Origin of the sequence: Sphingomonas arabinosi (assembly GCF_036663715.1) — a bacterium.
In the GTDB taxonomy this organism is placed as follows: domain Bacteria; phylum Pseudomonadota; class Alphaproteobacteria; order Sphingomonadales; family Sphingomonadaceae; genus Sphingomonas.
Map to the genome: position 1 here is coordinate 133,691 of NZ_JAXOJN010000003.1, position 12,686 is coordinate 146,376.

Annotated in this window: 11 protein-coding genes and 1 pseudogene; 6 read left to right on the forward strand and 6 right to left on the reverse strand. The window is 63.4% G+C overall.

From position 1 onward, the window contains the following. Positions 1 to 119: 119 nt before the first annotated feature. Positions 120 to 1,949 carry a glycosyl hydrolase gene (locus U1708_RS06350; protein WP_332743873.1) on the reverse strand — a complete coding sequence of 610 codons (1,830 nt, stop codon included), beginning with the start codon at positions 1,947 to 1,949 and terminating at the stop codon, positions 120 to 122. 482 nt (positions 1,950 to 2,431) lie between these two features. After that, on the reverse strand, positions 2,432 to 3,304 hold the full coding sequence (gene galU / locus U1708_RS06355) for a UTP--glucose-1-phosphate uridylyltransferase GalU (protein WP_332743875.1): 873 nt from the start codon (positions 3,302 to 3,304) through the stop codon (positions 2,432 to 2,434). Between the two features lie 108 nt (positions 3,305 to 3,412). On the opposite strand from galU, the gene wecB reads away from it, so the two are divergent. Together wecB and U1708_RS06365 are read left to right on the forward strand one after the other, a co-directional pair. Further along, positions 3,413 to 4,537 (forward strand): non-hydrolyzing UDP-N-acetylglucosamine 2-epimerase, encoded by a 1,125-nt coding sequence (gene wecB, locus U1708_RS06360; RefSeq protein WP_332743877.1) that lies wholly within the window; start codon positions 3,413 to 3,415, stop codon positions 4,535 to 4,537. Beyond that, positions 4,521 to 5,716: pseudogene (locus U1708_RS06365) on the forward strand (nucleotide sugar dehydrogenase). Before wecB ends, U1708_RS06365 begins: the two are co-directional and overlap by 17 nt. Here the strand turns inward: U1708_RS06365 and U1708_RS06370 are convergent. Continuing rightward, complete coding sequence (locus U1708_RS06370; protein WP_332743879.1) at positions 5,673 to 6,692, reverse strand: PDZ domain-containing protein; 1,020 nt, start codon at positions 6,690 to 6,692, stop codon at positions 5,673 to 5,675. The pseudogene U1708_RS06365 and the gene U1708_RS06370 overlap by 44 nt on opposite strands. Before the next feature lie 241 nt (positions 6,693 to 6,933). On the opposite strand from U1708_RS06370, the gene U1708_RS06375 reads away from it, so the two are divergent. Together U1708_RS06375 and U1708_RS06380 are read left to right on the forward strand one after the other, a co-directional pair. Continuing rightward, complete coding sequence (locus U1708_RS06375) at positions 6,934 to 7,719, forward strand: metallophosphoesterase family protein (RefSeq protein ID WP_332743881.1); 786 nt, start codon at positions 6,934 to 6,936, stop codon at positions 7,717 to 7,719. 223 nt (positions 7,720 to 7,942) lie between these two features. Continuing rightward, complete coding sequence (locus U1708_RS06380) at positions 7,943 to 8,176, forward strand: hypothetical protein (protein ID WP_176501462.1); 234 nt, start codon at positions 7,943 to 7,945, stop codon at positions 8,174 to 8,176. A 471-nt stretch (positions 8,177 to 8,647) separates the two neighbouring features. Here the strand turns inward: U1708_RS06380 and U1708_RS06385 are convergent, their stop codons facing one another. Continuing rightward, on the reverse strand, positions 8,648 to 9,244 hold the full coding sequence (locus U1708_RS06385; protein ID WP_332743884.1) for an FKBP-type peptidyl-prolyl cis-trans isomerase: 597 nt from the start codon (positions 9,242 to 9,244) through the stop codon (positions 8,648 to 8,650). A gap of 128 nt (positions 9,245 to 9,372) precedes the next feature. Then, positions 9,373 to 9,579 (reverse strand): 30S ribosomal protein S21, encoded by a 207-nt coding sequence (gene rpsU, locus U1708_RS06390; protein ID WP_055878578.1) that lies wholly within the window; start codon positions 9,577 to 9,579, stop codon positions 9,373 to 9,375. A gap of 176 nt (positions 9,580 to 9,755) precedes the next feature. Here rpsU and cysS point away from each other — a divergent pair, with 176 nt between their 5' ends. Together cysS and U1708_RS06400 are read left to right on the forward strand one after the other, a co-directional pair. Next, positions 9,756 to 11,186: a cysteine--tRNA ligase gene (cysS, locus tag U1708_RS06395; RefSeq protein ID WP_332743888.1), complete on the forward strand. Its 1,431-nt coding sequence runs from the start codon at positions 9,756 to 9,758 to the stop codon at positions 11,184 to 11,186. A gap of 339 nt (positions 11,187 to 11,525) precedes the next feature. Next, complete coding sequence (locus U1708_RS06400; RefSeq protein WP_332743890.1) at positions 11,526 to 12,464, forward strand: D-2-hydroxyacid dehydrogenase; 939 nt, start codon at positions 11,526 to 11,528, stop codon at positions 12,462 to 12,464. On the opposite strand, the gene U1708_RS06405 is transcribed toward U1708_RS06400, so the two are convergent. Next, positions 12,458 to 12,631: a hypothetical protein gene (locus U1708_RS06405; protein WP_332743892.1), complete on the reverse strand. Its 174-nt coding sequence runs from the start codon at positions 12,629 to 12,631 to the stop codon at positions 12,458 to 12,460. The genes U1708_RS06400 and U1708_RS06405 overlap by 7 nt on opposite strands. Positions 12,632 to 12,686 lie beyond the last annotated feature (55 nt).

Sequence of the window (12,686 nt, forward strand, 5' to 3'; positions counted from 1 at the left end):
ATGACGAACCGACATGGCGATATCATGGCTCGGCTATTGAGCCGAGGCGGCTGGTTGCCGTAAGGGGCAACCGGCGCTGCAAGATCCACGCCGCCAGTACCCCCCCCCTATACCGTTACTCAGCTATTGCGGTAAATCTTGATCCGATAACGGGTATTATCACTTCCGGTGACGTTCTTGTTCGTACCGACGATGATGTTGACCACGTCTCCCCGGCTGAGACTCAGATCCTTCACTTCCATATCGTAATGGCCGTTGAAGGCTGTCGAGAATACGGTCTTTGCATTGACCTGTACCGTAAGATCGATGCCGTCGGAGGAACGGCTCGTAACATCCCAGGAACCTTTAACAGTAAAGTTGCCGCTATGAGGAGAGGTGTAGCGCAGTAACGGCTTGAAGATATCCGGTGAACTCGTCGTGCCGAAATCGACAGGATTTAAATTATTGGCGTTGATGTTCAACGGCCGAAGCGAATTGCTACCGATGTACGGCATCCAATCAGAACTGCTGATCTCGCCGCCACCCTGCGTGTACAGCACATCGAAGGTCTGACGGCGAGTGCCGTAGGCATAATAGGCCCAGGGGCCTTCATATGTAGCGGGGCCGGACACGTCATAGGAGAAGTCGAACTGGTCATAGCTGTCGGCGACCAGCTGCGTCGCGCCCAAGGTGACGTTGCCCCCATAAACCAGTGGCGTATCGCTGACGATGATGATGGGTGAACCAGCCGTGATGGCCGTCGGCTGTGCGATCTGCGCGCCTTGAGAGTTGTAGAATTTGGCGGAGGCGGTCACGGTTAGGCTCCGCGGCTCGCCCCAGATCACCATCGCGTTACGGCCAAACTCATAGGCATAGGTGAAGTCGTCGATCGCGATGCGCACCCCCGCGCCCTTGGCCAAGACCTGCTGACTCATTACCTGGTACGCTTGACCGGGAGCAAGCATCTCACCGCTGAACGAGCTCAGGGCCACATTCTTATACCAGATATCGCTGGCGGAGCCTTGCTGGCGCAGCGCGTACCAATCTGCCTCGGCGACACCCGACGTCGCCATTACCGCGACAGCCTTGACCAGATAGCTGGCGGTATCAGGGATGCTATCCATCTCCTTGGCGAATTCCGTAATGTAAATCGGCCGCGCATTCGCGCCCATCGCACTGCGCAGGATCGCGAGCTGCTTTTCCAACTGTTCGGGGTCGGTATCATAAGGGTGGATTGTAAGGCCATCCATATAACTGAGAGCACCGAGCTCGAACAACGGCTTGAAATAGCCTACCGGGATGTCGATAGCGGCACCCCCTAGTATCTTTACGGTAGGATGGCTCGCCTTGACCGCGGTGTAGACGGTACGAAGCATATCGAAATAATATTTTTGGCGTGGACCATAGCCCTCGGAGAGTACGGGACCAGTAACGAAGTTGAACGCATTATATTCGTTACCGATCTCGATTGCCTTTATCCCAGGGAATCGATCGAGCGTCGCGACTATATATTTGGCATAAGCGGCACGACCGGCGTCGGTATAGACCGTATAGCCGTTATCGTAGAGCGGGTTACTGTCGCTCATCAACAAGGTGACCCCAAAGCCTTTGGCAATCAGCGTATCGAGATACGCCACATTCGGCGAAGTGAACTGATAGGTACCGGGAGCCTTCTCGATATCACGCCAGGACACCCCGTCGCGCAGGGTAGTAGCGCCCATCGAACGAGCCGTGTCGAGGATTGAGAAGTTCCAGCCCTGCTGGGAGAACGCCGTAGCAGCGCCAAGCGCCATCGTGTTCGGGACGACAGCGAGAGGGGGCGCGACCGGAACTGGGGTTGGGCTCGCTACGGGGGGCGCCACCGCAATTGGAGCGGGCACCGTGGCTATCGCTTCGGCCTCGCCATCGCCGCCACACGCGCAGAGCAGAAGCAGAACCATCATCGTACATGCGTTCTGAAACTTACCCATAATCTGGTCACCTCTTGGAGCCGAGACCAGGCACTTACCCCAAGACAGTTAACGAAAATTGGACCGCACACGACGAATTCGCATGTGAAAGCGCCCCGGTTTTCGATCAAACCTGCGGGTGGGCATCCGGCGGAGCGGGACGGCGGGAGAAACACATTCGATTGCGCGGCGGGCTTCTCGTTCGACCTTGGCCGGTGACTTTGAAGTAAAAACCGTAGCAGAGCGGCCCGGAGCTCGCGCCAAATATTCGCGGACCGTTTTGCGGTAGCCGCTACGTGACGGGCGATAGCGGCAACTTTGGCGTCGCGAAGAAAGTGATGGGGCGTTACAGTCGCATGTTCATCGGCGCATGATGACGATCCGGATTACGAACTCCAGCAGGGACGAACGGAAAATCTGACGCAACGTCAGATTTTACTTCGACCTTTCTCGTCCTGCTGCACCGGAACGCCTCCTGACGTTCCGGTGCGCGTGCCGATAGTTCAGCGCGCCAGCAGGCCTTTCGCGAACTCGCGAACCACCGGTCCGATGTCGTCGCGGGCCATCGCGATCGCCAGATTGGCCTGGACGTAACCGGCCTTATCGCCGCAGTCGTAGCGCTGGCCGTCGAAGGTGAAGCCGTGGAATGGCTGGTTGCCGATCAACTGCGCCATCGCGTCGGTCAGCTGGATCTCGCCGCCGGCACCCTTCTCCTGCGTCTCCAGGATCCGCATCACCTCGGGCTGGAGGATGTAGCGGCCCGGAATCATCAGATTCGACGGCGCGCTACCGCGCTTGGGCTTTTCGACGAGCGCGGTCACTTCGGTCAGTCGACCGTCGATCGCGCCCGGCGAGATGATGCCGTATTTGTCGGTTTCCGAATCGGGTACTTCGAGCGCACCGATCACGTTGCCGCCGACCTGATTATAGGCCTCGACCATCTGCTTCATGAAGCCGGGCTTGCCGACCATCAGCTCGTCGGGTAGCAACACCGCGAACGGCTCGTCGCCGACGATCTCTCGCGCGCACCACACAGCATGGCCCAGGCCGAGCGGCTCTTGCTGGCGAACATAGACCGGCGAGCCGGGCTTCATCCGAATATTGCTGATCGCGTCCAGCGACTTGCCGCGCGACCGCATCGTATCCTCGAGCTCGTACGAGATATCGAAATGATCCTCGAGCGCGCCCTTGTTGCGGCCGGTCACGAAGATGATCTGCTCGATCCCCGCCTCCAGCGCTTCTTCGACCGCATATTGGATCAGCGGCTTGTCGACGACGGTGAGCATTTCCTTCGGCATGGCCTTGGTGGCCGGAAGAAAGCGCGTACCCAGTCCAGCGACCGGAAATACGGCCTTGCGCAACGGCTTTATGGTCATTCGATACTCCCTTTGATCTCGTGGGATCGTCTACCGGTCGGTACGCCCGCGCGCAAATCGTCACAGTGAATTAGCGCGCCGTTAAAGACGTTGCCCTAGGGATGCATCATGCCCAAAGTTCTCGTCATCTTCGGCACGCGACCAGAAGCGATCAAACTTTTCCCGGTGATCCGCGCGCTGGCTGCGATCCCCGGCCTGACCGTCCGCACCTGCGTCACCGCGCAGCACCGCGGGTTGCTCGATCAGGTGCTCGCGATCGCCGATCTCGTGCCCGACATCGATCTCGACCTGATGGAGCCAGGACAGACGCTCGATCGGCTCACCGCGCGGCTGCTGGTCGGGCTCGGCGACGTCATGGATGTTGAGAAGCCCGACCTCGTCATCGTACAGGGCGACACCGCGACCGCGATGACGGGTGCGCTCGCCGCCTATTACCACAAGGTGCCGGTTGCGCATGTCGAGGCAGGGCTGCGCTCGGGCGACATCTACCATCCCTGGCCCGAGGAGGTGAACCGGCGCATCGTCGCGCCGATCGCCGCGTTGCATTTCGCGCCGACCGACACCGCCGCGGAGGCGTTGCGGCGCGAGACGATCGCGGAGGACACGATCCACGTCACCGGCAACACGGTGATCGACGCGCTGCACTGGACCGCGGCGCGCGTCGCGGCGGACCCGTCGCTCGCGGCCGGGCTAGACGCGATCGCCTCACGCTTTGCCGGCAAGCGGATCATCCTCGTCACGACGCATCGCCGCGAGAATTTCGGTGACGGCATGGCGGCGATCGCGCGTGCGATCGGCCGGATCGCGGAGCGCGACGACGTCGCGGTGCTGTTCCCGGTCCATCCGAACCCGAACGTCGTATCGGTCATGAACGCGATCCTCGGCGACCGCGCCAATGTCGCGCGGATCGAGCCGCTCGATTACCCGCACTTCGTCCGTGCGCTCGGCATGGCGGACATCGTCCTGACCGACTCCGGCGGCGTGCAGGAGGAGGCTCCTGCGCTCGGCAAGCCCGTACTCGTAATGCGCGAGACTACCGAGCGGCCGGAGGGTGTGGCCGCCGGCACCGCCAGACTGATCGGCACCGACGAGGACCGCATCGTTTCCGAAATCTTCACCCTGCTCGACGACACATCGCGCTATTCCGCGATGGCTCACGCCCACAACCCGTTCGGGGATGGCCATGCCGCCGCCAAAATCGCAAAGGCCGTTGCGCATGCTGTCGGACTCTAACCTCAACGTCGTCGTCCTCGGCCTTGGCTATATCGGCCTTCCCACTGCGGCGATCATCGCGCGGACGGGAGCACAGGTGCTCGGCGTCGACGTCACCGAATCGGTGGTGGAGACCGTGAATTCACCCCGTTCGACGACGATCACGCACCCAACATCCGTTACGTACTCGACGCCGCGACTACCATCGCGCGCGTGTTGAAGACCGGCGATACGATCATCCTCGAATCGACCTCCCCCGTCGGCACGACCGAGAAGGTCCGCGACCTGCTGGCAAGCTTGCGTCCCGATCTTCGCGTACCGGGCAAGACCGGCGACCAGGCGGATATCGCGATCGCCTATTGCCCGGAGCGCGTGCTGCCCGGCCGCATCCTGGTCAACTGATCGACAACGACCAGGTCATCGGCGGGATCACGCTGCGGTGTGCACGGAAAGCCCTGACCTTCTATCGCCGCTTCGTCCGCAGGGCATGCGTGACAACGACCGCGCGTGACCGAAATGACCAAGTTCACCGAGAACGCGTTCCGCGACGTCAACATCGCGTTCGCGAACGAACTGTCGCTGATCGCCGATACGATGGGCGTCGACGTGTGGGAGGTGATCCGCCTCGCCAACCACCATCCCCGCGTCAACATCCTCCAGCCCGGCCCCGGCGTCGGCGGGCATTGCATCGCGGTCGATCCGTGGTTCCTGGTCCACGCCGCGCCCGACCAGACGCCGCTGATCCGCACGGCGCGCGAAGTGAACGACGGCAAGACCGACCACGTCATCGCGCAGGTCGCAGCCCTCGTCGAGGCGTCACCGGGCGCGAAGGTCGCGTGCCTGGGTCTGGCGTTCAAGGCGAACATCGACGACTTCCGCGAGAGCCCTGCCCTCAAGGTCGCCGAAGCCGTCGCGCGGCGGTTCGGCGACCGGGTGCGGATCGTCGAGCCCTATGTGCACACGCTGCCCGCCGTGCTGGCGGATACCGGCGCAACGCTGATCGACATCGATACCGCGATCAAGACCTGTTCGATCATGATCGTGCTCGTCGACCACGACGTCTTCGAGTCGACCCCTCTCGAGGAGCGCGTCGACAAAGCGGTGCTCGACACCCGCGGCATCTGGCCGAACCCGCCGCGCGCGTCCTCGCCTCCGGTCAGCGCAGCGGCACGTTTCGAGTCGCAACGACTGGCGGGATGATCGGCCGCGTCGCGGTCGCCGCGATGTCGCGTGCGGCGGCTTCGAGTGCTTCGGCCCGCGCCTTGGACGATGCGTGGGTTCGGCTACGGAACAGCCCGCCATCGATCGCGCCCCCCTTCTGACGCCAGAATTTCGGTGCCGACATCGGATCGTACCCTGCGTTCGCCAGCAGATAGATGCCGAGCAGATCGGCCTGATCCTCGGTCTCACGAATCAGGCGCCCGTTTCGGCCAAGCTCCGCCAGCAGACCGCGATTGATCTTCGCCGCATCGAGTCGCGCACGGTGTCGCAGGATGTTGTGCGATAGCTCGTGCGCCACGACGACTGCGATCTCTTCGTCGCTATAGCCCTCGAAAAACCGCTCGCCGAGCTGCACGATCGCCCCGTCAGCGCTCGCATCCAGGCCGCTGCCCAGCAGGATTTCGAACCGCGATCGACATCCGGTCACCGGGGCAATTGTGATCGGCAGGCGCTTGCCGTCACGCAGCACCGTCAGCGTCAACGGCTTTCCCACGGGCGCGGCGGCGATGATCGCCTCCGCCGCGTCGCGGGCCGCCGCACTTTCCGGCGCATCGGCGGACGGCAAGCCGGGTTGCGGCCGATCATCGATCGCCGCGATCGAGTCGTTCGGACGAACCCCCGCCCGATCCGCGGGACCGCCGGCGACGACCGCCTCGACACCGATCGTCGACTCGAACCCGAACATCGCCGCCGCGGCCTTGCGCGTGCCCGGGCCATATTGCGTCAGCGCATGGATCGGCATGCCGATTTGCGGCTGGAGCTGGTCGCACAACGCGGCGTTCGCGGTGGTCAGCCGATAGGCGATCGTCGCCAGCCGGAGATCGGCGGCACGCAACGTGTCGAAGAACGCGGCTGAAGGCGCCGCATCCGCCAAGGGCATCGGTGCGGCAGGCAAAGCCGCGGGCACGGCGGCCGTCAGCATCAGGAACGGCGCGAAGCGGGAGATCATCGACATCGCGCTCGTTTAGCCGCCGCGCGCCCGCCCGTCATGCTGCATGACCGCGCGCCCGCCCCGCCCCGCCTTGCCCGCCTTCGCGGAAATGTGTTGCGCCCCTTCGCGGCGGTGCGTCGCGCCCCCTTCGCGGCGATGCGTTGCGACGCCTGCCGGAACATTCTATGCGACGCCATGCGCCCGCGCGATCGAATGACGCGTTCGATCAGGTCCCATACATCTTCCTCACCACATCGATTGCAGCATGATTTCAAAGCTTTTCAAGTCCCGTAGCGTTGCCAAGTCGAATCAACCGCAGGTTCCCCCCGGTCGCCGCGTCTATGCGGTCGGCGACATTCACGGCCGTGCCGACCTGCTCGACGAGCTGATCGGCCTGATCGAGGCGGACGAACGCGACCGCGATGCAGCGGAAACGACCTTGATCTTCCTCGGCGACATCGTCGACCGGGGGCCCGCGTCGGCCGCGGTGATCGATCGGTTGCGCGGGCTGGCGCAGGCACGCCCCGACGTTCGTTTCCTGCTGGGCAATCACGAGGAGATCTTCCTCGGTGCGCTCGACGGCGAACCTAAGGCATTGCGGCTGTTCTGCCGCATCGGCGGGCGCGAGACCGTGCTCAGCTACGGCATGGAAGCCGCGGAATACGAGCGGCTCGACTATGAAGAGCTGGTGAAACGCCTCGAAATCCTCGTGCCCGACGAGCATCGCGACTTCCTGCGGAAGTTCGAGGACATGATCGTGATCGGTGATTACGCGTTCGTCCATGCTGGCGTGCGTCCCGATACCCCGCTCGACCTGCAAACCACGTCGGACTTGCGGTGGATCCGCGATCCCTTCCTCGATCATCGCTCGAGCTTGGAAAAGACGATTGTCCACGGCCACACCATGACCGACGAGATCGAGCGTCGCGGGCACCGAATCGGTATCGACACCGGCGCCTATGCGTCCGGCCGGCTGACCGCGCTCGGCATGGAAGGTTCCGAGACATGGTCGCTCCAGACCGGGACCGCCGTAGGACCTAAGACGAGCTGACGCGTCTTGCCGCGCACATTGCCGTGCATCTCACCGCGATTATTGGGCAGTTTGCACGCCAACGCTTTCTTCGTCGCGCGCCTCCGCTATAGAGAGATAGCGGAAGTGTGTGTTGCACTGCCGCAACAGTGCGATCCTCTTCGCATTGTTACAAAGGGTCTTAGTTGCGTTGGGTAAGCTTTCATGCCATTGCCTGCCGCGACGAGCACAAAGGGAGTTCATCATGCGTCTTGGGAAGTATCTCCTGACCGCAGCAGCAGCCACGATGGCAGTTGCTCCGGCCATGGCAGCACCGGCAAATCTGTCGGTTGCACATTCGGTCCGTTCGGGTTCGGTTTCGGCTGACAAGAACGAGCTCGCTGGCGGCGGCATCATCGTTGCGGTTCTCGCAGCAGCTGCAGTTATCGCCGGTATCGTTATCGTTGCAGACAACGACGACGATTCGGACAGCAACTAAGTCTTACGACTTTAGTTCGAGAAATAGCGGTCTTCGGGCCGCTATTTTTTTGCCTGCCGTTCTGAGGATTGGCAGGCCAGCGCGTGCCGAAGCGCAAATCATCACGTGAATATTGGCGTTTCCGGTCTGCTCGGTCCCGATTGCCGCATGCGTACGGCCAGTTGGTACTAGAGCCTCACAGTGCCGCCCCGACAGGACGAGCGCCCCGGCCGCGCACGTTGCTGGACAACGCTGCTGGATCCTAAGCTCTTCCCTGCATGATAGCTGTCAGTCCGAAGACATTCAGGGGACGACCTCCTCAGCAGTAGCCTCGCGCTCCGGCTGCCGGTCCGCCAAGGAATCAGACTTACGGTCCGTGCATCATCTGCCGGACATCACCCGCATGAAACGCAAAACGCGCCTCGCAATCAAGCGAGGCGCGTTTCAAATCCAACGACGCGGTACGGGTTCAGCCCCATACCGCCGTCACACTTACTGCGCAGGCGGCGTCTGAGCACCATCCGGCATGCCACCCGGCGCGCCGCCCGGCATACCACCGGGAGCACCGCGACCCATCTGGGCCTGTGCCTGCATCTGCTGCACCACACTTTGCGGCAGGAAGTCGAGCAGTTCGACGTCAAACACCAGCGTCGAATTCGCCGGGATCGGGCCAGTAGACTTGTCGCCGTACCCAAGTGCAGGCTTCAGCCAAAACCGATACTTCGACCCCTTCGGCATCAGCTTCAGCGCCTCCGAGAAGCCGGGGACCACGCCAGTGACCGGCATCGGCGTCGGCTGCTGCGACTTGTCGAAGGTCGTGCCGTTGAGCAGCTTACCCTCGTAGTTCACCAGCGCCACGTCGGCGTCGGTCGGCTTGGCCGCACCGGGCTTTCCGGGGGCGATCACCTTATACTGCAGGCCGGATGCGGTAACGACCACGCCCCGCGCGCGCGCATTGCGGGCCAGGGGATCATCACCCTGACGCGCGAGCGCAACTGCGGCGATCAGCGCAAGCGCGATACCAACCCAGAGATAGACGAGATAGCTGCGCTTGGTTGGCTGCAGCGGCACTGCGGTGACGGTCGACATCGGATCAGGCCCCGGTCATCTGGTCACGCCGGAGCGCCGCGCGTGCCGTTGGAAAGCGATTGGGGTGCCGATCACGACACCCCCGAACTATCGGCCCACCCGCTCGCCGGGTACGGCCGACCAAAATCTTACCGTGCGCCGTCGCGCTCGGCGCGCTTGCGGTCGAGCTTTCGCGAGCGACGGATCGCTGCTGCACGCTCGCGTGCGCGCTTCTCGGACGGCTTTTCGTAGTGCCGGCGCAGCTTCATCTCGCGGTACACGCCCTCGCGCTGCAGCTTCTTCTTCAGCGCGCGAAGGGCTTGGTCGACATTATTGTCGCGTACGATGATCTGCATAAACCCGTTAAGCTCCGGTCGAATAGATTTTTGCCGTCGCGAACAGGTCCGCGCCGCATGAGCTGGGCCCCCTATCAGCGCAGCGCCATCGTTTCAAGCCAAACAGCTTTTCCGGCGAGTCCGTACAAGATGCGAGCGCCTTTGCCGGAGGGCACATGCAACGCTAAGAGCAGCCCATGACCCGCATCCCCCTGACACTGTATAACAGCCTCTCGCGCCAGTTCGAGACCTTCCAGCCGATCGATCCGACCGATGTCGGGCTCTACACCTGCGGGCCGACCGTCTATAATTACCAGCACATCGGCAACATGCGCGCCTTCCTGTTCGCCGACACGCTAGGCCGCGTGCTTCGCTGGAAGGGGTGGCCGACGACCCACATCATCAACATCACCGATGTCGGGCACCTGACCTCCGACGCCGATGTCGGCGACGACAAGATGGAGAAGGCGGCGGCGGCCCAAGGGCGGTCGATCTGGGAAATCGCGGCCTATTATACCGACGTGTTCAAACGCGACGTCGCGCGCCTCAATATCGTGCCGCCCGCGCGTTGGGCGGTCGCCACGGATCATATCGCCGAGATGATCGCGTTCGCCGAACAGATCGCGCCGAAGCACTGCTACGCGCTCGACAGCGGGCTGTATTTCGACGTGTCGACCGTCCCCGACTATGGCCGCCTTGCGCGTGCCGGCAACGACGACATCGAAAGTCGGATCGAGCCTGTTGCCGGCAAGCGCAACCCGCAGGATTTCGCGATCTGGCGCACCTCGACGCCGGGCGAGAACCGCCAGATGGAATGGGATTCGCCTTGGGGTCGCGGGGCGCCCGGCTGGCACCTAGAATGTTCGGTGATGAGCAAACACTATCTCGGCGCGCATTTCGATATCCACACCGGCGGGATCGACCACCGCGAGATCCACCATCCCAACGAGATCGCGCAGAACCAGGCGCACTGCGATTGCGCGGATACCGGCGCGAGCGTCTGGATGCACAACAACTTCCTGGTCGAGCGCGCCGGGAAGATGTCGAAGTCGACCGGCCAGTTCACGACGATGCAGACGATCGTCGACCGCGGCTTCCACCCTCTCGCCTACCGCTTGATGTGCCTTCAGGCGCATTATCGCAGCGAACTGGAGTTCTCGTGGGAGAACCTCGCGGCGGCGGCGATCCGTCTCAAGCGCATGGTGCAGGCGGTCGAGACGTTGCGCGCTCGTCCGCCGGGCGGCCCCTCGGGCAGCGCGATGCACTATGCCGACCGGCTGGAAGAGGCGGTCTCGGACGATCTCGCGACGCCGCGTGCGCTGCCGATCCTCGACGAACTGCTCGCGGACAAGCGCGTTGCACCAGCCGATCGGATCGCAGCGCTCGACGATTTCGACGCGGTGCTGGGGCTAGACCTCGCAACGATCCGACGCGAGGACCTCCGCATCCGTCCGGTATCGGCGACGATCGACGAAGAGACGATCGCCGCGCGCCTGGCGGACCGCCGCGACGCCCGCGCCGCAAAGGATTTCGAGCGGTCCGATGCGATCCGCGACGAACTCGCCGCCGCGGGGGTCGAGGTGATGGACGGCGACTCCCTCGGCTGGGACTGGAAGATCGCGCTCTGACCGCCGTTTCCCGGAGCGAGTGCTTCATCGGGGACCAGAACAATGCCCGGATCGCGTCGTCACCCCTTGGCCTGTTCGCGAACTATCGCGGTGAAGTAGGAATGCGGTCGCGTTCGAAGGCTAGTCCGTTCCTCCTTGTTCTCCCGCGAAGGCGGAAGCCCAGTCTGGGTCCCCGCCTTCGCGGGGAAACAAGCTACCCTTGTATCAGGATAAGGGCTTTCAGGGATAAGGGCCGACCAGATCCAGTGTCCGCCGTCTCGCAGGTCGTAAGCGGGACAAGTGCGGAATGACGAATCCGGCACACCTTGACATACCCCGCCGCACGCCGATGCTCCGCACATGAAAGCCGTCCTCCCAGCCGCCGCCCGCCCGCTCCTCGAACCGCATCTACCCGCGGACCTCGAAATCGCCTGGTTCGCCAAGCCCGCGGAAGCCAACGCGATGATCGCCGACGCCGACATCGCCTGGGTCGACATGCAGCCGACCGAGCTCGTCGCCGACGCGATCCGCCATGCCGGGCCGACCCTCAAATGGGTTTCGACGATCTACGCCGGTCTCGACGCGTTCCCGCTCGACATCCTGCGCGACAACGGCGTCACCCTGACCAACGGCGCCGGCATCAACGCCGTCGCGGTCGCGGAATATGCCGTGATGGGCGTGCTCGTCGCTGCCAAGCGCTTCGATACCGTCTTGCGCGCGCAGGACCGCCACGACTGGCTGAAGGACGCGCCCGGCAAGATCGAACTAGCCGGCACGCAGGCATTGGTCATCGGCTATGGTACGATCGGCCGGATGATCGGCGACCGATTGGAGGCGTTCGGGGTCGAAGTCAGCGGGGTGACGCGCACCGGCCGGGATGGCACGATAACGCCCGACGCCTGGCGCGATCGGCTCGACGCGTTCGACTGGGTGATCCTGGCCGCGCCCTCGACCGACGCGACACAGGCGATGATAGGCCACGAAGAGCTACAGCGGATGAAGCCGTCGGCCTGGCTGATCAACATCGCGCGTGGCGACATGATCGACGACGAGGCGCTGATCGCGGCGCTGACGGACGGGACGATTGCGGGTGCCGTGCTCGATCCGACCAACCCGGAGCCCCTGCCCGCGGATCACCCGCTCTGGTCCGCGCCCAATGCGATCGTCACGATGCACCTGTCGGGTCGCAGCCAGACGACGATGTTCGCACGCGGCGCGGCGCTGTTCCTCGACAACCTCGCCGCGTTCCTCGCCGGTCGCCCGATGAAGAACGTCGCCGATCTCGACGCGGGTTACTGACCGATCTGGGTCGTGCCGATCGGCGCCTCGCGCCGGCCGCGATTGTAGCTCTTGATTCCGCGGCGGCGCAGTTTGTCGGCGCGGCGGCGACGCGAGTACACGATCAGGATCGGTACGCCGACCAAGACTCCCCCGCCGATGATAGAGAGCGCGATGATGATACGCATTGGCATGTCCATGCGGGGACCATGCCAATTGGACAGCGCAGGCGCCATATATATT

Bases quoted from the DNA above. Each gene is read 5' to 3' on its own strand.
- U1708_RS06350 (WP_332743873.1), bottom strand. From the start codon at position 1,949: ATGGGTAAGTTTCAGAACGCATGTACGATGATGGTTCTGCTTCTGCTC.
- galU (WP_332743875.1), bottom strand. From the start codon at position 3,304: ATGACCATAAAGCCGTTGCGCAAGGCCGTATTTCCGGTCGCTGGACTG.
- wecB (WP_332743877.1), top strand. From the start codon at position 3,413: ATGCCCAAAGTTCTCGTCATCTTCGGCACGCGACCAGAAGCGATCAAA.
- U1708_RS06370 (WP_332743879.1), bottom strand. From the start codon at position 6,692: ATGTCGATGATCTCCCGCTTCGCGCCGTTCCTGATGCTGACGGCCGCC.
- U1708_RS06375 (WP_332743881.1), top strand. From the start codon at position 6,934: ATGATTTCAAAGCTTTTCAAGTCCCGTAGCGTTGCCAAGTCGAATCAA.
- U1708_RS06380 (WP_176501462.1), top strand. From the start codon at position 7,943: ATGCGTCTTGGGAAGTATCTCCTGACCGCAGCAGCAGCCACGATGGCA.
- U1708_RS06385 (WP_332743884.1), bottom strand. From the start codon at position 9,244: ATGTCGACCGTCACCGCAGTGCCGCTGCAGCCAACCAAGCGCAGCTAT.
- rpsU (WP_055878578.1), bottom strand. From the start codon at position 9,579: ATGCAGATCATCGTACGCGACAATAATGTCGACCAAGCCCTTCGCGCG.
- cysS (WP_332743888.1), top strand. From the start codon at position 9,756: ATGACCCGCATCCCCCTGACACTGTATAACAGCCTCTCGCGCCAGTTC.
- U1708_RS06400 (WP_332743890.1), top strand. From the start codon at position 11,526: ATGAAAGCCGTCCTCCCAGCCGCCGCCCGCCCGCTCCTCGAACCGCAT.
- U1708_RS06405 (WP_332743892.1), bottom strand. From the start codon at position 12,631: ATGCGTATCATCATCGCGCTCTCTATCATCGGCGGGGGAGTCTTGGTC.